The organism is Desulfosporosinus youngiae DSM 17734 (assembly GCF_000244895.1).
Lineage (GTDB): Bacteria > Bacillota > Desulfitobacteriia > Desulfitobacteriales > Desulfitobacteriaceae > Desulfosporosinus > Desulfosporosinus youngiae.
On record NZ_CM001441.1, the window covers coordinates 1,908,617 to 1,931,190 of the forward strand.

General features: G+C 51.1%; 14 protein-coding genes. 9 read left to right on the forward strand and 5 right to left on the reverse strand.

What is annotated here, in order from left to right; genetic code table 11:
- Nucleotides 1-11 precede the first annotated feature (11 nt).
- Nucleotides 12-1,781 (forward strand): ABC transporter ATP-binding protein, encoded by a 1,770-nt coding sequence (locus DESYODRAFT_RS08950; protein WP_007782059.1) that lies wholly within the window; start codon nucleotides 12-14, stop codon nucleotides 1,779-1,781.
- The gene (locus DESYODRAFT_RS08955; RefSeq protein ID WP_007782062.1) at nucleotides 1,771-3,501 is read left to right on the forward strand and encodes an ABC transporter ATP-binding protein; all 1,731 of its coding nucleotides are present in this window, start codon (nucleotides 1,771-1,773) and stop codon (nucleotides 3,499-3,501) included. Before DESYODRAFT_RS08950 ends, DESYODRAFT_RS08955 begins: the two co-directional genes overlap by 11 nt.
- Here the strand turns inward: DESYODRAFT_RS08955 and DESYODRAFT_RS08960 are convergent.
- The 5 genes from DESYODRAFT_RS08960 to DESYODRAFT_RS26610 all read right to left on the reverse strand — a co-directional run bounded on the left by DESYODRAFT_RS08960 (nucleotide 3,498) and on the right by DESYODRAFT_RS26610 (nucleotide 9,760).
- Nucleotides 3,498-4,724, reverse strand: coding sequence for an efflux RND transporter periplasmic adaptor subunit (locus DESYODRAFT_RS08960; protein ID WP_007782065.1), 1,227 nt, complete (start codon nucleotides 4,722-4,724; stop codon nucleotides 3,498-3,500). The genes DESYODRAFT_RS08955 and DESYODRAFT_RS08960 overlap by 4 nt on opposite strands.
- A gap of 21 nt (nucleotides 4,725-4,745) precedes the next feature.
- Complete coding sequence (locus DESYODRAFT_RS08965) at nucleotides 4,746-7,328, reverse strand: ABC transporter permease (protein ID WP_007782068.1); 2,583 nt, start codon at nucleotides 7,326-7,328, stop codon at nucleotides 4,746-4,748.
- A 21-nt stretch (nucleotides 7,329-7,349) separates the two neighbouring features.
- Nucleotides 7,350-8,048: an ABC transporter ATP-binding protein gene (locus tag DESYODRAFT_RS08970; RefSeq protein WP_007782070.1), complete on the reverse strand. Its 699-nt coding sequence runs from the start codon at nucleotides 8,046-8,048 to the stop codon at nucleotides 7,350-7,352.
- Between the two features lie 62 nt (nucleotides 8,049-8,110).
- Nucleotides 8,111-8,839 carry a thioesterase II family protein gene (locus tag DESYODRAFT_RS08975; protein WP_007782072.1) on the reverse strand — a complete coding sequence of 243 codons (729 nt, stop codon included), beginning with the start codon at nucleotides 8,837-8,839 and terminating at the stop codon, nucleotides 8,111-8,113.
- A gap of 39 nt (nucleotides 8,840-8,878) precedes the next feature.
- Nucleotides 8,879-9,760, reverse strand: coding sequence for a formyltransferase family protein (locus DESYODRAFT_RS26610; protein WP_007782074.1), 882 nt, complete (start codon nucleotides 9,758-9,760; stop codon nucleotides 8,879-8,881).
- A 126-nt stretch (nucleotides 9,761-9,886) separates the two neighbouring features.
- Here DESYODRAFT_RS26610 and DESYODRAFT_RS26615 point away from each other — a divergent pair, with 126 nt between their 5' ends.
- The 7 genes from DESYODRAFT_RS26615 to DESYODRAFT_RS09015 all read left to right on the forward strand — a co-directional run bounded on the left by DESYODRAFT_RS26615 (nucleotide 9,887) and on the right by DESYODRAFT_RS09015 (nucleotide 22,552).
- Complete coding sequence (locus DESYODRAFT_RS26615) at nucleotides 9,887-10,582, forward strand: 4'-phosphopantetheinyl transferase family protein (protein WP_007782077.1); 696 nt, start codon at nucleotides 9,887-9,889, stop codon at nucleotides 10,580-10,582.
- Between the two features lie 185 nt (nucleotides 10,583-10,767).
- Entirely contained in the window at nucleotides 10,768-11,967 is a 1,200-nt protein-coding gene (locus DESYODRAFT_RS08990; RefSeq protein WP_007782080.1) for an aminoacyl--tRNA ligase-related protein, read from the forward strand.
- Nucleotides 11,968-12,012: 45 nt separating this feature from the next.
- Complete coding sequence (locus tag DESYODRAFT_RS08995; protein ID WP_242833668.1) at nucleotides 12,013-13,011, forward strand: 3-oxoacyl-ACP synthase III family protein; 999 nt, start codon at nucleotides 12,013-12,015, stop codon at nucleotides 13,009-13,011.
- Between the two features lie 59 nt (nucleotides 13,012-13,070).
- Nucleotides 13,071-14,075 (forward strand): phosphoadenosine phosphosulfate reductase domain-containing protein, encoded by a 1,005-nt coding sequence (locus DESYODRAFT_RS09000; RefSeq protein WP_157137142.1) that lies wholly within the window; start codon nucleotides 13,071-13,073, stop codon nucleotides 14,073-14,075.
- Complete coding sequence (locus DESYODRAFT_RS09005) at nucleotides 14,072-14,326, forward strand: acyl carrier protein (protein WP_007782088.1); 255 nt, start codon at nucleotides 14,072-14,074, stop codon at nucleotides 14,324-14,326. The genes DESYODRAFT_RS09000 and DESYODRAFT_RS09005 overlap by 4 nt, the downstream gene beginning before the upstream one ends.
- Nucleotides 14,327-16,234, forward strand: a complete 1,908-nt coding sequence (locus tag DESYODRAFT_RS09010; RefSeq protein WP_007782091.1) for a class I adenylate-forming enzyme family protein — start codon at nucleotides 14,327-14,329, stop codon at nucleotides 16,232-16,234.
- 12 nt (nucleotides 16,235-16,246) lie between these two features.
- Nucleotides 16,247-22,552, forward strand: coding sequence for a non-ribosomal peptide synthetase (locus tag DESYODRAFT_RS09015; RefSeq protein ID WP_007782093.1), 6,306 nt, complete (start codon nucleotides 16,247-16,249; stop codon nucleotides 22,550-22,552).
- Nucleotides 22,553-22,574: the final 22 nt, after the last annotated feature.

A 22,574-nucleotide genomic window follows, 5' to 3' on the forward strand; every position in this document is an offset into this window, starting at 1 on the left:
AGGTGAAACACTTGAAGGAACAGCAAAAATCCCATCCCCTTGTCACGCTGCTGGAGTGGGCGGAAGGGGACCGGTACTACCTGTATTTGTCGGCGGCCCTGGCCTTTCTCAGCGGCTTATGTACGGCAGTGCCTTATTTTGCCCTCTATCGCCTGCTGGAGGCGGTGATAGCCGGCAGCTACAGCCGGCAGGTTCTGGGGCAGTGTATCGGGCTGGTGGTGGGAGCGGTCAGCCTGCGCTTTGTCTTTTTCGGGCTGGCGGGGGTGCTCTCCCACAAAGGGGCTTACGGGGCCCTCTTCCGGGTCCGCTGCCGGGTGGCGGAGCACCTGGCGAAAATTCCCCTGGGAGCGCTAAACGAGCGGAGCAGCGGGGATATTAAGACGGTCCTTAACGAAGATATCGAAAAGCTGGAGCTTTTTCTCGCTCACAACCTGCCGGATTTAATTTATTATCTGGTGGGGCCTGTGGCGATTTTCCTCTACCTGCTTACCGTCAATGTGCCCCTGGCCCTGATCTCCCTGGTTCCCTTGGTCCTGGCTGTGACGGTGATGACAGTGATGTTCCGCCGAGCAGGGGGTATGATGGAGCGGGCCGGTCGGGCGATCTCCGAACTGAATTCCGTGATCATCGAGTATGTGAGGGGAATGAAGCTGATCAAGGCCTACAACATGGGCAGCAGCTCCTTTCAGAAATTTTCTGCAGCCATCCGGGAGGAAAACCAGGTCTGGAACGAGATGTCCCGGAAAATGGGACCCCTTTATGCTTCGTTCGTCATTCTCATCGAATGCGGCATGCTGCTGCTGGTGCCCCTGGGCGGGCTGCTTTTCCTGCAGGGTTCCCTGGGCGCCGGTGCTTTTCTCCTCTTTGCCTTTGTCGGCTCTCTTTATCTCACGGAGCTCCGTCCCCTGCAAGAGCTGGGTAGCAGTTTAGCCCAGGTGCTGAAAGGGATCGACAAGGCGGCGGAAATCCTGGCTATTCCTCCCTATGAAGGGGGCGGGGCTTTCCCGGACCGCCACGATATTGAGCTGAAAAAAGTGAGGTTTACCTATGACGGCAAAACCGATGTTCTTAAAAACTGCAGTCTGAGGATTGAAGACGGTCAGAAGCTGGCCCTGGTGGGGCGGTCGGGAGCGGGCAAGAGCACCATTATCGAGCTGGTCTCCCGCTTCTACGATGTTCAGGAAGGGGAGGTGCTTATCGGCGGCAAAAATATCCGGGACATCGGCTATGAAACTTTGCTCCAGAATATTTCCATAGTCCTGCAAAAGACCTTTCTCACCCGGGAGAGTGTGCTGGAAAACATCCGCATGGGTTCGGAGGCCGCTCTGGAGGAGGTGCGGGCGGCGGCCAAAGAGGCGCAGATCGACGACTTTATCATGTCCCTGCCCGAGGGTTATGACACCAGAGTGGGGAGCTTCGGCACACGCTTCTCCGGCGGGGAAAAACAGCGTCTTGCCATCGCCCGGGCCATCCTGAAAAACGCTCCCATCCTGATCCTGGACGAAGCCACTTCCGCGGCGGACCCGGAGAATCAGGTGGAGATCGACCGGGCCATCCGCAATCTCTGCCGGGGCAAGACGGTGATTATTGTGGCCCACAGGCTGAGCGCCGTGGGGATGTGCGACGGGGTGGCGGTGGTAGAAAAGCAGACTGTGACTTATTGCGGAACCCATAAGGGGGCCCGGGCCGGGAACGAATACTACAGGAAGGCCTGGGAGGATTATGAAAGGGCCCGGGAAATCCGTTATCAATTGGAAGGAGGCGCTTTTGGTGAAGCCTGAGCATAATCTGAAGTCTGAGCACAATCCCTGGCAGAAGAACCGGGCCTTTCGCCTCAGTATAGCCCTTACCGTGGCGGAGGGACTGTTCTCCGGCTTTAACTTCATGCTTCTCTATGCCGTTATGGGAGCCTTGTGGCAGGGGGATTTTGACCTGAGCCGGATCGGGGCTCTCTCCGCCGGGCTGGCGGCGGTCTTTGTCCTGCGGCTGATTGTCTACAGCACCGGCTATATTCAGGGACAGGTGGGGGGCGCGGCGGTCAGCCGGCAAATCCGCTTGTTTCTGGGCGACAAGCTGAAGCGCATCCCCCTGTCCCGTTTGGCCCGGGGGCAGATGGGAGACTATATCAATACTCTGACCAGTGATGTGGGCAGCTATGAGAAAATCTTAACCCATAAAACGGGGGATCTGGTCAAAAATATTACCCTGTCCCTGATGCTCATTGTTTTCGTGTCTGCTATCTGGCTGCCTGCCGGGCTGATCCTCCTGGCCTGCGACTTGTTGCTGGTGCCTGCTCTGTGGCTGTCCTTCCGCGCCGTCAAGCAATACGGCGCTGAGAAGAACGCCATCTGCGCCGAGTCGGTGAGCAGCATTGTGGAGTATGTCACCGGTATTCAGACCTTCAGGGCCTACGGCGCCGGGGGGATGAAAAATAAAACCGCCGTGGCGGCCCTGAAGGCTTTCAGCGAGATCAGCTATCGCTACGAGGCCAAGATTATCCCCGTGGGGGTGATCTTTTCCATCCTGAACTGGCTGAGCCTGCCTCTCGTCATGTGGAGCGCATCCCTGCCCTGGCAGGCCGGGACCCTGGACACCGTATCCTACCTGCTCCTCTGCCTGCTGCCCCTCTTTTTCGCCAAGCTGGCGGGGACGATTTTTATAGATCTTACCAGCTATAAGAACATGATTATTTCCAAAAACAAGATCCTCAAAATCCTGGGGGAGGAGGAAGAACGGGGCGGCGGCCCGTCTTTGGCGCTCCAGGCCCACGACATTGTTTTTACGGATGTGAAATTCTCCTATCTTGACCAGGAGCCGGTTTTGAAAGGGGTCAGTTTCCGGGCTGAGGAAGAGAAGCTCACCGCTATTGTGGGGGATTCCGGCTCGGGAAAATCCACGCTTTTAAATTTGATTGCCAAATACTATGAAGCTCAGGAGGGAAGCATTGCCATAGGGGGGCAGCCTATCGCCGGGATGGCCGGGCCGCGCCTGCTGGAGATGATCTCCATGGTGGATCAGGATGTCTTTCTCTTTAACGATACCGTCCGCAATAACATCCGCTACGCCCGGCGGGAGGCTGCGGATGCCCAGGTGGAAGAGGCCTGCCGGGAGGCTAACTGTCATGAGTTTATCCTCAAGCTGCCGGAGGGATACGACACCCGGATCGGAGAGAACGGTAATCTGCTCTCCGGCGGCGAACGGCAGCGCTTGTCCGTGGCCCGGGCCATTCTCAAAAACAGTCCCATCCTCCTCCTGGATGAGGCCACGGCCTCCCTGGATATTGAAAATGAGCTGGCTGTGAAGGAAGCAGTGGCCAACCTGCTGAAGCGCCAAAAGACCGTGGTGATGATCGCCCACACTCTGTCCGTTGTCAAGCATGCGGATCAGATTTTGGTGGTGAAGGAGGGCAGGATTGGTGAGGCCGGCACTCACGAGGCCCTTCTGGCCAGAGGCGGGAAGTATGCCGCCATGTGGAGGGCCGAGCAGAAGCTTTCGGCTTAAAAGTGAATGGAGGTGGGGCTATTCACACGATCCCCTTCCTTTAAATCATCGGGAGGCGCGGCGATGTACGGCTCTCCAACGGAGAGGCCATCTAATATTTCAACATACCGGTCTGTTTCCAGTCCGGTTTTTATGTATTTTTTTACAGCCTTTCCCCCCTCAACCACGAAAACGAAGGTTTGCCCGTCTTCCTTTTGAACCGCCCGGCGGGAGGCTGCCGGGGAGTCGCTCTTCTCTTCAACAAAAATATCCGCGTCCACATCGTAACCGGCCCGGATATCATTGGCAGGATCAGTCATGGAAATTTGAACTTCGTATTTGGGTTCCGTATTGGAGCCGGAAGAAGAGGTTGTCGCTGTGTCGCTGATTGACCTGACCTTGCCCGTCAATTGCTTTCCCAGTCCTTTCACTTTTATGGAAACCTTTTGTCCGGGGCTTAAAAGAACCGCATCGTATTGGCTGACATCGGCTTTTACCAGAAGTCTGCTCAGATCCATAACCTGAACCCGGCCCTGGGAGGACCGGGAAGGATACTGGTTTTCCCGCGCTTCCAACAAGGTCAGGGTTCCGCTGACCGTTGTTTTAACGGTACTTTCGGCAATCTTACGGTTCAGATTTTCAATCTCCAGGTTCAGGCGTTCCAGTTGTTTTTGCACATCGGAGCTGCTTGAATGAAGCAGCAGGTTGTTGTATTGAAGTTCTGCTGATTTTACCTGGTTTTCCGCTAAGCTTAAGGCATTGGCCGCCGTGTCAAAATCGTCCTTGGCAGCAGCGCCCTTATCGTAGAGCATTTTAATATTCTGATAAGATGTTTCGGCCAGCGCATAAGAATCTTTCGCCGTACTAAGCTTGATGGCGGCTTGGGCTTCGGCATTTTCCCGGCTTATGTTAAGGGTTTCAAGACTAAGGCGGGCTTTATTCAGCTGATACTCAAGGTCTTCTGTAGCCAGGACAACAAGAGTATCTCCCGCTTGAACAGAGTCCCCCGCTTTCTTGTAAAGTTTGACGACCTTTTGGGAGGAACTTAAAACCGTCTCATAAATGGCATCGGAGTCGATGCTGCCTGTCACGGATATGGACTTCGCCAAGTTCCTTTTTTCAAGGACGGCCATCTCCGCTTCAGCAGCTTTGGGCTTGGTGATTTGCGTGAAGCCAATGATCGCGGCCAAACCTAAAAGTAAGACAATGGAGATTCCCGCGGCTTTTTTGAGGGTTGCTTTCATTCCGGCGCTCCCTTCATTCCTTTATTCCCTGTTTTTTAAGATCTCAACCAGGGTGACTTTTTGCAAATGTTTGGCCAGGCTAAAATTAACGGCCAGATAAGACAGCAAGATGATCCCGATGACCGCCAGGTAGAGGGTCCGGGGGATGTAGCTTTCAAATCCCGCCGCCACATTGGAGATCATATAAGGCCAGATTGCTTTGACAATAAGCCGGCTCACCGGTATTCCCAGGGCGGCCGCCAATAAAACAGTGTAAGAAGCGCTGCCCAGATAGATTTTTTTGACGTCTTTCTCCTGATAGCCGAATACTTTAAGCAGAGAGATACTGAAGGTTGCCTTATTGACCATCATCCTTAATAAGAGATACAACACAACAATGAAGATCAGGACGGAGCCGGCCAGCAGCGTCACAATTAAACCGGCCATTATCTCGTTAAATTTCGAGGCGGCTTTGGCCAGATCCCTTAAATGAATGACGGAAGCGATCCTGCCCGGTTCGATGGCCAGTTCTTCAGCGGCGAGCACCGTATTGTAGAAATCATCGTCTTTGGCAAAGGTTTTGCGCATATGATCAAGATTGGCAAAAATGTATAAGCCGTTGGAATAGGGGACAATACCCGCGACCTGAAATTTGTAGCCTTTATTTTCAATGGAGTCTGTCAGGATAATGCTGTCGCCGGTTTTATAGCCGAATTTATAAGCCACTGAATTGGAAATATAGACGTCGTCCCGATTCCCGCCCTCGGGAACGGTAAACTTAAAATAAGGATTATCTTCTTCAATGCCCAGCAGATTGACTTCCAGATCACCGTCAATGATATCAAAGTAGGTATATAAAGATTGACTGTAGGCCTCTTCGCCCTCCGCGGGAACCTCATCCTCAGGATATTGCAGAATATACATATAGTTGAATTTTGCGTCATCCGTCGTATGCTCCACGTAATTGTCAATACTTCCTTTGATCTGAACAGCGAATACCATCAGCAGGATGGCTAAAAACAAGCCCAGAACAATGGTGATATTCCCTCTGATCTCCCTTAAAAGCTGGCGGACGCGATACCGCCGGATAAAACTCATGCCCCCTAAATCAAGATTGGCAATCCGGCTTTGTTTCGTTTCCCGCCGCAGCAATTGCAGGGGTGCCAGGGATAATTTCTTATTAATCACGAAGAAATTGACTGAAGCGGCGATGAGAATGGGGGCGGCAATGCCGTAGACCATGGCGTAAGGTTTGATTACCGCCTGAAGCCGCGGGAAAGAATAGATCCCGGAGGATTGGTCCATCAGCGGGATCAGCCAATAGCCGGTGACTGTTCCCCCTAGGGAGGCTGCCGTTACCAGCAACAGGGGAAGAATCAGGAAATGCTTGACTAAATCATTTTTTACATAGCCGTGGGCATAGAGGGTCCCAATCACAGCGCTTTCTTTTTCAATGGTGTTGACAATAAATACGGAAATCACATAAGCGAGGAGCAGCAGGATAATGAGGCCGGCAAAAAGCGCGCTGAACTTGTTGATGGCACAGTCTGTTTTGACGTCATTAATTCTTGGGTTATCCTGATTGACTAAGAAATAGGAGAGATTCACATATTGATCCTCCGCCTGGTCTTCCCAGAAATCAATCAGGCTTGCGCGCAGGTCCTGCACGCCTTGGTCCAGGGCAAAGGCACCGCCGCCCAGTTCCCGGCCGCCTGCCGATAAAGCGGCGCTTCCGTCATAAAGGGCGTCCAATTCGGGGTTCAGAGTCCCCAGGTCCTGACTGAGGCTAAGGGATTGCAAGGCAGCCGTTAAGTTGTCCAGACCGTCATTCAGCCCGGTGATGCCATCCTTTAGGGTACCGCTTCCCTCCGCCAGCCGGTCAAGGTTTTCTGCCAGCTCCTGCTTTTCCTTTTCCGCCTCTGCTACCATTTCCAGGAGATAACGGTTGGAAATCATGGAGCGGTCGAAGTCCATATCGGTCAGGTGGTTTTTTAACTGCTTATCCGTCAGGTCTCCCGTCAGGAGATAGCTGTAGCACAGCTCCGCATTGCCGTAATTTTTCAGATCGGCAAAGGTCTCCGGAGAAACAAAGGCGATGGTGAATTGATCGGGATCCGCCGCCACATCATAGGGATTTTTTTTCACATAGGCATAATCCGGGACCGAACCGATCCCGGTGACGGTAAAGGGCTGGTCTTTTAATTGGACCGTATCCCCTGCTTTCAGGCCGCGGTGGGCGGCATAACGTTTTTCCAGCACGATCTCGCCGGGGTGTTCTGCCGGCCCCCCTGTGTCCGCTTCCAGGGTATTGATGAACATTCTGTTTTTAAAAATCCGAAAGGTCATCCCCTCCAGATCCAGGTCAATATAGAAATTTTCCTCCAGCTTCAAGCCCAGCGCTTCAATTTCCGCTGCCTGTGCCCCGGAGTAGGGTACCAGAACATGAAATTCGCCGTCCTCAACATGGTTTTTTTGCCAGCCCGTATCCACAGTATGAAAAACAGAATCCGTAGCCGACGCCATACTGATTACAATACTCATACTGAGTACGATCAGAAAGAAAAGCGCGCCGTACTGAAGCGGATTTTCCTTTAATTCCCGTTTAATTCGTTGATTTAAAATCATGGCAGCCCCCAGCGCTCCGATCTACCACTCCAAATCCGCAGCAGGAGTGATGGCGGTATTCTCATAATCTTCTTCGATTTTGCCGTCTTTAAAGCGAATGACTTTATGGGCCATATCCTTAATCGCGATATTATGGGATACCATTAAAATCGTGGTTTCGTAGGCTTGATTGACCCGTTCCAAAAGCAGCAATATTTCTTTGGACATCTTATAGTCCAGGGCTCCGGTGGGTTCGTCGCAGAGCAGGAGCCTGGGCTTTTTAACCAGCGCCCGGGCAATGGCGCAGCGCTGCTGCTGTCCGCCGGACAATTGAAAGGGGAACTTGTTCCGATGTTCCGTGAGGCCCAAAGTATCCAGCAATTCCCCCAGGTCTAAAGGAGAATCGGTCAGGTATTCACAGACCTGAATGTTTTCTTTCACCGTGAGATTGGGAACCAGGTTGTAGAACTGAAAGATGAACCCCAGGTAGTTTTTCCGGTAGAGAACCAATTCCTCCGGTTTCAGTTTGGTGATCTCCAGGCCGTCAATCAGGATTGCCCCTTTATCAATCCCGTCCAGACCGCCGATGGCATTTAATAAGGTTGATTTGCCGCTGCCGCTGGGACCCAGAATGACGCATATTTTCCCCTTAGCCATTGTGGTGGAAACACCGCGCAAAACCTGGGTGTAGCTTTCACCGGCTCCATAGCTTTTTTCAATTTCCTTTACCTCTAGAAACATCTTTACGCCCCGCTTTATTCTCGCTATTTTCAATACTACATTTTTTCACAGTCTTCAATAGGTCATCCCGCTTGGACTGCCGGATGAGGATTCAATGTTTTGGACAGGGAATGCACCACAGCTTCCGCCGCTTCATTGATAAAAAAGTGACCGCCGTCAAAAAAATTCAGGGCAAATCCCCGGCCGGCATAGCGGCGCCATTCCAGCGCTTCCCCTTCTTTGATGCTGTCCTTTTTTCCGCAAAGAACGGTTATATCGCAATCGCAGCGGAAGGAAGAATCCTCCGCCCCGTTGTAGCCTTCGAGGAGTTTGTAATCCGCCCTGATAATGGGACTGAAAAGCCGGCACAAATCCTCATTTTCAAAGATAATTTTCGGGGTGCCCCCTACCTGCATAACCGCTTGCTGAAACTCTTTTTCCGGCAGTTGATGGATGGTTCCTCCGCCTTTACTAAAATGGGGGGGATAGTTTCCGGAAAAGAAGAGGTGGCAGGGGTTTGGGGTTTTCTTACATTGAAAAATCGTTTTGGCAACTTCAAAAGTGATCCAACTCCCCATGCTGTGCCCAAAGATGGCATATGCACCATTATCACTCACCTGATTTCTGATGATTGTAAACACATCCTCGACAGCAGCTGCTATGCTTTCATAAAAAGGTTCTTTAAGCCGGTTCCGCCGGCCCGCCAACTCTATGGGAAATAATTCGAGTCCCGGCGGCAGGTACCTTTTCCAACTGTAGTACACAGACGCAGAGCCGCCTGCATAAGGGATGCAAAATAATTTGTACGTCATTAATTCCAGACCTCCTACAGTAAAAGCTATCACCATTCTTTATTTTTCGGAAACTGCGGAGCTTTTCAGATCAGCCGAATATTGCACCGGCGAGAACTCCGACAGAAATACTATAATTTTCAGTCCGTTATTTTCGATATAAAGGCGGTTATCTTGCAGGGCTGTTCCCCTGTTTTGACCGCTTTCTGAGATCTGATAAGATTCACACCGGAAATTTTTATTCTTGACAGTAACGGTTGGAATGCCAAGCAGATGGAGCGGCCCATAATCCATGGCCCGCAAAAAGGCGGATACCTTAGGCGCGGTCCAGGTAAGCTCCAGCAGCCGATTATTGGGCGCGTCTTTTAAATAATGTAACCGCCTGCCGGGATGATCGGCTTGCTTTGCCCCAGGCAAATCGCACCATAAAAGTTTGTCTGCAAAGTCCTCAAAGCAACGGTAGGCCAAGGCGTTTTGACGTTTCAGCAGCTTAATAGAAGTAATTCTATTGTCGAGCAGAAATTTTTCCTGAACGATGATATCGCCGGTATCGATATGGGAATCAACATAATGCCAGGTAATGCCGGCATAAGGGTCCATGTCATAGATTTGCCATGCTTCCGCATTCAGCCCCGGATGCCGGGGCAGCAAAGCATTATGATAGTTGATGATGGTATGGGCGGAGACGATATCAGCCGGAAGCAAATAGGTGTTGATTGCGCTGATAATAAGCGCTCCGTGCCCTACCTGTTTCAACCTGTCGTATAGTGCCTCTTTATGAAAAAAATGATGGGGAATCCCATTAAAGGCACAGGGTTCTTTAGCGGATGACCGGAGATCATGTTCCAGTATGGTCACCGGCAATCCCTTATTCTTCAGCAGCAGGGCGATTTTAAATTTCAATGATCCTTTGCCGACAACGATGCCTTCGCTGAACCTCATGATGCAAGTCCCCTTTCTACGGACCAACAGTCTTCAATGTCCGGTACGGTTTAAAAAATATACACCTCAATGAAAATTTATGATATAAATTTAGGATATTAGAGGCTGTTGAAAGAGGGATGGGAAATGGTTACGACCTATTGTTTAGAATTGACAAGAGATCTGACGGCATCAGAATATGCGTCCTTTCAAGGGCTGGCCGGTCCGCAGAAGCAAAAACGGCTTTCCCAATATCAAAACTATCAGGATGCCCAGCGCTCCTTGTGTGGCGATTTACTGCTCTTATATATGCTGCGTGATCAATTTGCCCTGACAATATCCCTGGATTCGATCCGCAACGGCACCTATGGCAAGCCTTATTTTCACAACAAAAGATCCGTCGAATATAATTTATCCCATTCCGGTGCCTGGGTCGTGGGTTGTGTATCGACCGGCGGTTCTGCTGGCATTGATGTGGAGACGTGGGACAAAAAAGGCAGTCCGCGGGTTATGCAATATTTTAGTGACGAAGAAAAGGAATACATCACAGAAATCCCCGCCTGTTTTGAACAAAGATTTTACGGCATATGGACCTTAAAGGAAAGCTATCTTAAAGCTGAGGGAACGGGGCTGCATCAGCCGCTGAACGCCTTTTCCATAACAATGAAAGAGCGGGAGATAGAAGTTTTTGCCGGCGGCAAAAAGCTGAAACATCAATTTAAACAGTATGTGCTTGGTAAAAACGCCATCTGCTCGGTTTGCAGCCGTACCGCCGATTTTCAAGGACCGGTGAATCTAGGGATGCAACAATTGGTGGACTTCATTCAGAAAGTCATTGCTTGAATTTCCTGAAAAATACTGTCTTATTAAAAAATGTTTGACCTTACAAAAATTGTGATTTATACTAATCGAAAAGTTAGATCGATCTAACTTAAAAATATTATGTCACTATGTATTTGGAAAATCAACCATAACTTCAAAATTTTTCTGAGAACAAATGATTTAAATTTTAAGAATGGAGAGGAAAAATGAGGGAACTATCTTACTGCGTCAAGGATCTCAGTGCTGCGGACCAGGCGTTTTTTTTGGAAATGTCCTCGTATTTGTCGGAATACATAAGCGATGTGAAAAAAGACGGTACTCGAATTATTTTTACCATTGAGGCCGGCCGGGAGGAAGCCGTACTGGAGAAAGCCGGTCTGCTCAGAGAAATGATCACCGCAAAATTATCCGCTTCCGCGTCTGAGGCCTCCCAAACAACCATACTGGAAGATTATTCGGATGTGCCAACCATCAACCGGGAAACTATTTTCGACAGCCTGATTTCGGCGGGGGATATCCTTCCGGGTGCGGCCGGTTCATATGCCTACAGCGGTTTATTTCTGAAAGTGTACGAATACTTCATCCGCAAGATCGACCGCTTCTCGTCCTTTCATTTCAATCGATATCCCCATTCCACCCTGGATGTTCCGGCACTTTTCCCGGTGGAGGATTACCGCAAGGGAGGGTACTTCGAGACCTTTCCCCATCACATTATGTTTCAAACGACACTGAAAAACGATATCTCCGTACTTGACGCTTTTGCCAAAAACGGTTGGCAGGACGGCCTTATTTTGGAGCAGATGAAACCGGCGGGGAATGTATTGCGAACGGCAGCCTGCGCGCCGGTCTATCCGATGCTGGAAAATCAGGTGCTTCCCCCGGACGAGCCTTCAGTATTCTTTGTCACCGGCAAATGCTATCGCAACGAGGGCCGGAATATTAACGAGTTGTCCCGGCTCAATGAATTTCTCATGAAAGAGTATGTCTTCATTGGAAAAGCCGATGATGTCATCGCTGGCATCGACGAAGCCAAAGCCCTATGGCGGGAGTGGGTTCAGGTCTTTTCCCTCAATTGCCGGGTGGAAACGGCCAATGACTCCTTCTTTGCCGGCAATTATAAAAAATTAAAATTGTTTCAAATGCTGGGCTCATCCAAAAATGAATTCAAGCTGCTGATCCCCCACAGTAAAGAGTACATTGCCGGCAGTTCGGCAAACTTTCATCGTACGCATTTCACCAAAAAATATAATATCCGCTCGGGAGACGGGCCTTTCTATTGTCACAGCACCTGCTTTGCTTTCGGCATCGACCGCTTAGCCTATGGGTTGCTGTCTCAAAAGGGACTGGATTGTGATAAATGGGACAAACCCACGCGCCGGGAAATAGAGGAGTACGTTCATTTATAAATCCGGGAAGCTTTAACGAGAAGAGGAGTGTTTCGGTTGAAGACTGTGATCAAGGGAGTCGGCATTTATATTCCCCCCAATAGGTTTACCAGCGAAGAAGTGGAAACCATGGCCGGCTATGAAAAACATGGGGTAAGGCATGGGATGGTCAAAATGATAACCGGGTGCCAAACCCGTCATTATGTAAGCGAGGACGAGGTATCTTCAGATATCGCCAGCAAAGCGGCCTTGCGAGCCATGGAAAACGCCGGTATCCCTCCGGAGGAAATTGACGCGCTGCTTTTTTGTTCCGTCACCCAGGATTTTGCGGAACCGGCCACCGCTAATGTTGTCGCCGACAGGCTGGATATTCGCAATGCCTATGTCTTTGATGTCAAAAACGGATGCAACGGCTTCCTTTCCGGAATGGATGTTGCCGACAGCCTGATCCGGACAGGCAAGGCCCGGACGGCAGTGGTTGTTTCCGGCGAGGCCATATCCCGCTGGGTCAGATTCGACTATAAAAGCAGGGAGGATCTCCTGACGGGAAGTCCAGTTACCCTGTCACTGGGGGACGGTGGCGGTGCTTTTATCCTCCGGGGCGAGGAAACGGAGAATAAGGGGATTTTGAAAACCTTTTTTAAATCCATGCCCGAGCTGTGGAACAATAACGTCATGTGGGGCGGTGGTACAGCTTTTCCGCGGGACCCTGAGAAAATGTACATACCGGGAACGACCAAACCGCTCATCGATACCCAGGTGGCCATTGCGGATCAATATATCGCGGGGATGCTGGAGGAGTTGGGATGGCGGATTGAGGATGTGGATTTTGTGGCCTCCAGTCAGGTAGCAAAATGGATTGTGGAAAAAACCAGAGAAAAAATGGGCGTTCCCGTGGAAAAAACCAGTGACACCCTTGTCAAATGGGGCAATGTGGCATCAAGCAATATTCCCCTGGCGGTTTATGACGGGATAGAAAAAGGCCGGATCAAGCAGGGCAGTAAGGTCATTTTAATCGGCGGCGCAGTGGGATTCAGTTCGTGCGTTATGGCCGTTCAGTTTTAGAGGGCGGCGAAAGGAAGGTTTTTATGGAAGGGGAGAAAAGGACCTGCCGGAGATGTGTCATGCCGGAAACAAGACCCCATGTCACCCTGAACGAAGAGGGTGTCTGCAATATTTGCCTGGACCATGAACGTGCCCGGGCGGCAAAGCTTGATTTCAGCAGTATTGAGCAGCCGGAGCGGCTCCAGATGCTGCTGAAAAAAGTCGGCAGATTAAAAGGCAGCGGACAATACGATTGTGCGGTCGCGGTCTCCGGCGGGAAAGACAGTATCATGACTCTGGATATTGCCAGGAAGGTTTTAAAGTTAAATCCGCTGGCGGTGTTCATTGACAATGGGTTTGCTCTGCCGGAAATGTATGAGAATATCGGGAAAGCCGTAGATATCTTAGAGATTGATCTCATCCAACATAAGTGCCAGGCCGCCAAACACATTTTCCGGCTGTTCTTCGCATCCGGAAAACCGGTTTATTATTGCCGTGTCTGCCACGCCCTGATTGATTTGCTGGTGTATGAAATCTGCTCCCGATTTGACATTCCTCTCATTCTTGGGGGCTATACAAAGGGGCAAAACTATATCGCCCAATCCGAATTATTTTGGATCTATAAAATAACGGATGAAAACGCCGCTTCCCTCCTGGCGGATTCCCCTTATGCCCTTTACGCCGAGGTCATACGTGATTCCAGAATGTACTTTGCCCGGCATTACCCGGGTATCGCCAGGCTCTCGCCTTTTAAATATCTGGACTACAACGAGGATAAGATTATTGAACATATTGCCAGGGAATACGGGTTTGTGCTTCCGGAACACAGCTGGCCTAAAAAGTCGGCCAATTGTTCGTTTAATTTTGTCTCCCAGTATTTGGCGCGGCGGCAATTTGGCTACACACAGCATGAAACCGAGTTGAGTCAGATGGTGCGCGAAGGAGAAACCAGCCGGGAAGAGGCCCTGGAAGCCTGCAATACTCCGATTACCGCCTCAGACTTAGAGGACCCCCTGGCCATTCTGGGCCTGCACTTCAGTGATCTTTATAAATTAAGTTTGGAAAAGGAGGAGGCAGCGCCATGATGAGCAGTGAAGTTGCGCTGATCAGCAGCATTCTGAGAAAGAACATTGTCGAGCTGGAAACTATGGACATTCAGCCGGAAATGCCCCTTATTTCTTCCGGATTCATCGATTCTTTCGATGTAATCGAAATTTTGTCCCACATTGAGGAGGCCTTTCATATCATCATTCCCCTGGAAACCGTAAGCATAGAAGACTTTGATACCGTTATTTCCATGGCTGAATTGGTACTGAAATTGAAGGAGGCCTGCTAGATGGAAGATGCCAAAGGGCTGCTGGAAAATATAACCCGGCTCTTTTCCCGGATCACGACCTTTGAGTCCTATTATAACTTTCTGCAAAGCACCTATGCCGGGGAAAGGTTCTTCGAATATTTCAGCGGCGGAGAGGTGGAAAAATACACCTATGCGGACATCTTTCGCAAAGTGGACAGTATTGCCTCCTACTTGCAGCAGGAATTTGAGGGCATTCCCGCCGGAGCCTGGATCGGCCTTAATGTAGAGAACCATCCCCACTGGTACAGTTCCCTCATGGCGATCCTGAAACTGGGATATAACGCGCTGCTCATTGACAGCAAGTGCAGTGCTGAATACCGGGAACTGGTAATAAAAAATTCCGGTGCCGGGGGCATCATTACTTCCTCCGCATTGAGGGTTCCCGGGATTGTGTCTGTAAGCTTCGCTGAGATTCTGGCGCGGAACGACCAGGACTTGACAGCCGGGTTTCCCGGGCGGCCTTTTGCCGACAAGGTTGCCCTGTGCACTTCCGGCACCACCGGCGACCCCAAAGTGTTTGTTTTCCATGGTAAGCAAATAATTGCCCAGATCCGTTCTCTGGTTTCAATTGCCCACGGCTCCCCCATCCTTGACCTGATCGTGAACACCCAAAACAACCGGTTTTCTATTTTTTCCCCCCTCCATCATACCTTCGGCTTGGCGGCCTTGTTGGCTTACAGCACTGTGGGAACCGCCATTATCCTATCTGAGCAGGAAACTCTCTCGGCCTTTATCGCCACGGTGAATCAAGGTCAGGCGCAAGCGGCTTCATCCGTCCCCATGGTGTGGGATTCACTCATCAGGTTTGCCAAGGGTAAATATAAATCCGTCAGCAGGGAAGTACTGCGCTCAATTTTAGGGGAGACCCTCAAACTTTGTATATGCGGGGGAGCCAAAGCCGACCCGGAGGTTGTACGGATCTTCAATGAGTGCGGATTCACTTTTTGCGAAGGATTTGGGATGACGGAGTCCGGAGTGCTCATGCTGAATACTCATGATACGAAAAGCGGACGCCTGAGCGGTGCCGTCGGCAATATTGAAAATGCTTACTACCGGATCAAGGTTAAAAAAGAAGACGGGAGTCTGGCGGACAGCGGCCTGGGTGAACTGATGGCAGACGGTGACGGGCTTTACGTGGGGCGGCTTCAAAATGGGTGTGAGGTCCCGCGGGATCAGGGAGCCAATGAAGGGTATATTGAGACCGGCGACATTGTGGAAATTATTGAAAGTGAAATGTTTGTACGCGGCCGAATCAAGGATGTGATCATCAACGCCTCAGGGGAAAATATTTATCCCGATCAATTGGAGGGGGCCTTTCGTTTCCTTTCCGAGCAAAAAATCGCCTATACCATTCTGGGGCTGAATGAATCTCCGGTTATGGTGGCAGTGCTGCCGCTGGATTTGTCTGAGCAGGTGGAGGACGTCCACGCCAAAATTAGGGAAGCAAACAGCAAACTGGCCTTATTGCAAAGGTTAAGCGGTGTATATTACACCATAAGCCCCTTGCCCTTGACCGCCAGCCTCAAAGTTAAAAAAAATTATTTGCGGGAACTGCTGGTAAATCAGCGGCAGGACTACATTCTATATCCCATAGGGGCCAAGGCGGTGCCGGAAAAACCCGGCGCGGCGGTTTTGCCCAGGATCAAAGCCGATATCAAGGTTTTCTTCGCGGAGTACCTGGATTTGGAGGTTAAGGAGATAGAAGACAGCGCCCTGGTCGTCGAAAATCTGGGGGTCAACAGCATGGTGATCGCGGAAGCGTTTGTCTATTTTCAGGATAAGTATCAGGTTCAGTTAAGCGATGATTTCTTTCTGGGAGAACCGTTGAGTATTGCCGATATAGCCAAGGTTATCTGCGAGGCCGTGGAAAGAAATAGGGGAAATTAAGGAGTCAAAAAAATGTCGATAATGAATGGGCAGAAGCCAATGAAGAAGTTCCCTCTGACCCAGGTCCAACGCGCCTATTTAATGGGGCGGAATACGGGGTTTGACATGGGTGGGATATCCACTCAGGTTTATTATGAATTTGAGAGCGACTTGGAAATTGAACGGTTCAATAAAGCGCTGAATCAAGTGATTCAGGCCCAGCCTATGCTGCGGGCGATTATCGAGGATGTTGGAGGGCAAATCATCTTAGACGAAGTTCCCGAGTATAGCATAGGGGCGGCGGATCTGTCGGGTTTTACGGATGAACAACAAGGGGCCTTCATCGCCGCTAAGAGAGCCCAAGTGTCCCAGGTGGTTTTTCAACACGATCGCTGGCCGCTGTTCCGGTTTGAAGCGGCGGTATTAAATAACCAAAAGACCTATTTGTTTTGCGCCTGCGATCTGCTGATCGCAGATGGCTACAGCCTGGCGGTTTTAATCAGTGAGATTATGGACTGCTACCAAACAGGGAGAATGCCCAGGCCCTTACCGGTCAGCTTCCGGGATTATGTCGGGAGCCTGGCGGAATTGCGGCATAGCAAACGCTACGAGAAGGACAAAGGGTATTGGCTCGGAAAGCTGGAAGACTTTCCTTCTTACCCGATGATCCCCCTAAGCAAACCGCCCCAAAGCGCCGGTGCCACAACAACCCGCCTGGAGTTGAAAATGCCTGGGGAGGCTTGGCAGCGTTTGAAAAAAATAAGCTTAAGCAAAGGAATGACGCCGACAGTCCTGGTCTGCAGCGCCTATGCCCTGGTAATGAGTTATTGGAGCAACCAAAAATCATTGACCATCAATATGCCTATAACCGGCCGTTCGGTGAAAAAGGGCAGCGACCGGGTGATTGGCGACTATACGCGCATCCTTTTACTGCCCATTGATTGGGGCGGGATAGATAGCTTTTGTTTTTGGTCTTACGCGGCGGCCGTTGACCGGACCATTAAGGCATCCTACCGGCACGCAGCTTTTGACGGGCTGGAAATCATCAAGGAGTTAAGCAGACAAAACTCTTTCTCCTCGGCAGCCGTGATGCCTATCGTTTTTACAAGTATGCTTTTCAGGGATGACGTATTCAATAATCTGACCAGAATGGGGGAGATAAAATACAGCATCAGCCGCACGCCGCAAGTGTACCTGGATTGTCAGGTTATGGAGGTCAGGGGGGAACTCGTAATAACCTGGGATTACGCCGATCAGTATATCGACGGGGTAACGGCCGGAAAGATGTTTGGTCAGTTTTCCAACCTTCTCAGTCTGATCGATGAAGAGGGGAGGGATTGGGGCAAAGCGCTGGAGCCGGATCCGGAGGACCTGGATTTGCTTAGGCGCTACAACGCGACGGCTCAAAATATCCCCCCAACAACGCTGCAGGAGCTATTGCGTGCCAATTTCAGGCGCTATGGGGAGAAGACCGCGGTGAGGGACGGTGCGGCCGCTCTGACCTACGGACAGCTGGACGCCTGGTCGGACCGGGTCGCCCGGGATTTAGGGAGGCGCAATATTGGCAGAGGGGATTTGGTAGGGGTTATCGCCGAACGAAGGATACAGACTGTCGTCAATATTATGGGCATTATCAAAAGCGGAGCCGCTTACGTCCCCATTGCCCCCGATTATCCCCAGGCGAGGCGGGACTACATGTTAAAAAACAGCGGTTGCAGGGACTGCCTTACCCCGGCCGATGCCGGCCGGATACAAAGTGGACCGGCGGAGGTTGAAGCGGCAGCGGCAGGGAGTGAACCTGCAGGGGTTGGGGAGAGCGGCTTTACGGCCGCCGTTCCGGGGGATACGGCTTATGTCATTTATACCTCCGGCAGCACAGGAGAACCCAAAGGGGTAGAAATAACTCATGATGCCGTATGCAACACCATTATCGCTGTTAATGAAAAGTGGAAGGTTACGGCAGACGATGTGATTATCGGCCTCTCTTCATTTTGTTTTGATTTATCAGTATACGATATGTTTGGTGCCCTCAGCAGCGGTGCGGAACTTGTGCTGATTCCGGATATAAGGGATATCCCCCGCATTGTGGAGGTCGTAAAGGATAACGGGATTACGATCTGGAACAGCGTTCCGGCGGTAATCAATTTATTAGTAGAGGAATTAGAAAGAAAGGGCGTACCCTTGGCCGGTTCCTCACTCAGATTATGCCTCCTGAGCGGGGACTGGATTCCGGTGACGCTTCCCTCCGCCCTTAAAAAATGGTTCCCAGCTTGTGAGACGGTGAGTCTTGGCGGAGCAACGGAGGGCTCAATCTGGTCTGTTTTCTACGAGATTAAGGAGAGTTGTTCGGAAAGGCCCGCTATACCCTACGGAACCCCTTTAGCCAACCAGGCCATGCACATTTTGAATGACGACTTAAAGCCCTGCCCCCTTGGTGTGACCGGCGAAATCTATATAGGCGGCAGAGGAGTGGCCAAGAGTTATTACAATAATCCGGCTAAGACACGAACTTCCTTTATTGAGACCCCGGCCTTGGGCAGGCTCTATAAAACCGGCGATTTTGGCAGAATGCTTCCTGAGGGGCTGATGGAATTCCTGGGAAGGAAGGATTTTCAGGTTAAAATCGGTGGGCACAGAATCGAATTAAGCGAAATCGAAGCCGTACTCTGCCGGTACAAGGGAATCCATCAGGCTGCCGCTACAGTGGAAAAGTCCGCCTCCGGCCAGGAGCTTATCTGTATTTTCTATGCCGGTGACCATGAAGTAAACCAGAGGGAGCTGGCGGAGCACCTGGGCAATTACCTGCCTTATTATATGATGCCCCAATACTATTTTAAAATTGAGGCCGTCCCGCTGACCGCCAATGGCAAGGTGAATAAGAAAGCATTGAAGCCGCCGGCGGATGGAATGAAGATGACCGCCGCCGCGCCCCCTGGGTCGGATCTGGAAAAAAGACTGGCAGCTATCTGGAAACAAGTTCTGAAACTGGACGACGTACCGGTCAATGTCAGTTTCTTCGGCCTCGGCGGCGATTCCATTGCCATGGTGCAATTGCTGGCGGAAATAAAAGCACAGCTTGGCCAGGAGATATCGTATCAGAAATTCGTCCAATTTTCCTCCGTTGAAGAGGTTGCGAAAATAATCGAAGGCAGCGGGGACAGCGCCTTAAAGGATGATGAGGTGATGTTTCATAGCAACCCGGCGGCCAAGTGGGAAGCCTTCCCTCTGAGTGAACTCCAGGAATCCTATTTTATCGGCAGAAATTCTGAGGCGGAGTACAAAGGGATTGTTACCAACGGATATATTGAACTGGAGTGCAATCCATACGATCATGAAAAGATGCGTCGGGTTATCCAAAAGCTCATCGACCGGCACGATATGCTGCGCTGCGCAATCAGCCGGGATGGCCGGCAACGCTTTCTACCCGTGGTGGACTGGGAAATTCCCCTGGCCGATAAGACCCGGACTCCCCCGGCGGAGCTGGAGCGCTATCTCCTGGAAGTAAGGGCGCAAATGCTGGGTCTGACCCTGGACCTGGAAAAGCCTCCCCTTCTTGCCCTGCAGGCGACGCTGACCGCGCCGTCCCGGGCCATACTGCATATTTATGTGGACGGACTGATTATTGATGGTTGGAGCTATGAGGTGTTTCATTCCGAGCTGGAAATTCTTTACCGGGATGAAGGGGTTTCTTTTCCGGCATTGGCGGTCACCTTCAAGGATTATGTTGAATACAAAGGCGCGCAGAAGAAAACGGCGCGATATCAAAGGGATAAGGAATATTGGCTGGCCAAAATCGGGGACATCCCCGAAGCCGCGACCCTCCCGCAGCTAAAACCCCTGCAGGAGCTGGAAACCATTGCCGGCATTCAAATCCCCTGCGGGCTTTCCCTTGAGGAATGGCGGGCGCTGGAAGAAAAAGCCGCAGCCTTCGGAGTATCAGGTTTTGCCGTGCTGCTTTCATCCTTTGCGGCGGTGATCGCCCGTTGGAACTACAAACAAAAGTTTCTGCTGAATATTCCCGAGTTTGACCGGCCGAAATTTCACCCCGATGCGGATAAGATTATGGGGATATGTTCTTCTTTTCTCTTATTTACCGTGGATAACCAAAAGGAACCCTTTATTGATAAGGTCCTGCGGAATCAGGAACAGCTCTGGGAACTGAAAAGCCACAATACCTTTTCCGGCATGGAAGTTCTCAGGGAAATTTACAAACGAAACAACACCTTTACAAACGCCCTGGTTCCCATTGTGTTCGGGATGATGGCGGAGACTCCTCAACTGGAGAAGGAATTGCTGAAAGTACGCTATCAGGAAAATCACACCTCACAAATCTGGATTGACATTAACACGGTACTTTACAATGACGGGATTGAATTTAACTGGAACTGCGTCAAGGGGCATATGGAGACTAAAATGCTGGAAACTATGGTGGAGCTCCAAAAGGGTATCCTGCGGGAGGCGGCCTATAACAGGGAATTTTGGGACCTGCCCGTTGAACTGCCCCTGCCCGCGGAGGAGCGTAAGATCATCGCCCGCGCCAATGATACGGCCCGGAGGATTGAATACCAAAGTTTTGGGAAAGTCATGGCGGACAGTTTCCGGAAAAACGCCGGCCGGACGCTGATTGTCACAGACACCCAGACCTATACCTACGCGGAAATACAGCAGTGGGTGCGGGGAATGCAGTCAAAACTCGTCTCCCTTGGCTTGAAACCGGGAGACATCGCCGGCATCTGTATGGGCAAGAGCGTAGAGCAAATTGTCGCCGTCCTCGCCGTTGTTTCTCTGGGCGCTGTCTATATGCCGGTTGAGTATACTTACCCGGACCGGCTGGTGCTGAACTGCCTGCGCGCGGTCAAAAGCAGGATATTGCTGACCACCCGGCAGAAGGCGGAAGGGTTTAAGGCGGAAGGGATTATGACCCTGGTGCCGACGCTGGAAAAGGAAACCTCTGAAATGACGGGGCCTGAACCGGCCGGAGCGGATGAAGACGCCATCCTGGCGCTGATTCATACCTCCGGATCTACGGGAGTGCCTAAAGCCGTACCCATTAGCCATAAGGGTCTGTTCAATGCCATTCAATTTACGGTAGAGAAGTTTGGCATCGGTGCTGAGGATCAGGTGTTGGCCCTGACCAATCTGGCCCATGACATGTCGATGTTTGATATTTTCGGGATGATATATGCCGGCGGCTCCATCGCCCTTCCCCAGGAAGAAGGGGCCAGGGACCCCGCCCATTGGCAAATGCTCATGGGACGGCAGCGGGTGACGATCTGGAATTCCGTCCCGGCTATGCTGGATATGCTGTTTGAATCCGCCGGAGGAACGATTCCCCACGGGCTTGCTTCTTTGCGGCTGATTATCTCCGGCGGCGATTATTTGCATCTCAAGACGGCCCAAATGATTTTGGAGACCTTGCCCAAGGCCCGGCTGGTCAATGTCGGCGGGCCTACGGAGACGACATTATGGAATATTTATCATGAGGTTGCGGCGGAGGATATCCAAAAGGCCGTGATTCCTTACGGTAAACCTATCCGGAATACGAAGTATTATGTTTTAAATGAAAACCTGGAACAGGTGCCCGTCGGGGTGACCGGCATGATGTATTGCGCGGGCGCCGGCGTTACCAAAGGCTATGCAGCCGACCGGTCTGCTACGGCAGCCAGGTATTTCCGTTATGAAAGGACGGGAGAATGGCTTTATAAAACCGGCGATCTGGGAAAATACGATGCGGGCGGCAATCTTCATTTTATGGGCAGAGAAGATTTTCAGGTTAAAATCCTGGGCAAGCGTATAGAGCTTGAGGGCATCGCCGCGGTTATCAGGGAGGTCGAGGGGGTGATGGTGAGTGCCGCAAAATTGGGGAAAGACAAGCAGAGCATTCTGGCCTACTATGTTTCCCGGGCAGTAGTTCCGGAGGACGTATTGGCTGAGAAAGTGCGGGCCAACCTGCCGGATTATATGCTGCCCCGGCACTTTATCCGGCTGGAAACGATGCCCCTTACGGCTAATGGAAAAATAGACCGCAAAGCACTGCCTGAAGGGTTGGCAGCGCAGCAGTCCGAACCCCTGAAGGTCAAATCCCTGCCCCGGGATGAAATGGAAGGTAAATTGGTGGAGGTATACAGCGAAATGCTGGGCACCGAGGTGGATATTGATGCGGATTTCTTTATGATGGGCGGAAATTCCCTGCTGGCAGTAAAGACCGTTGCCAGGATTCGGGAGGAATGCCGCATTGACATCAGTTTGACTGAGATGTTCACAACCTCTACCATTCGCGAATTATATGATTTAATCAGAGAAAAAATGCCAAAGGCTAAAGAGGGGATAGGTGCCTGAATGCACTACAGAAAGGGATAAT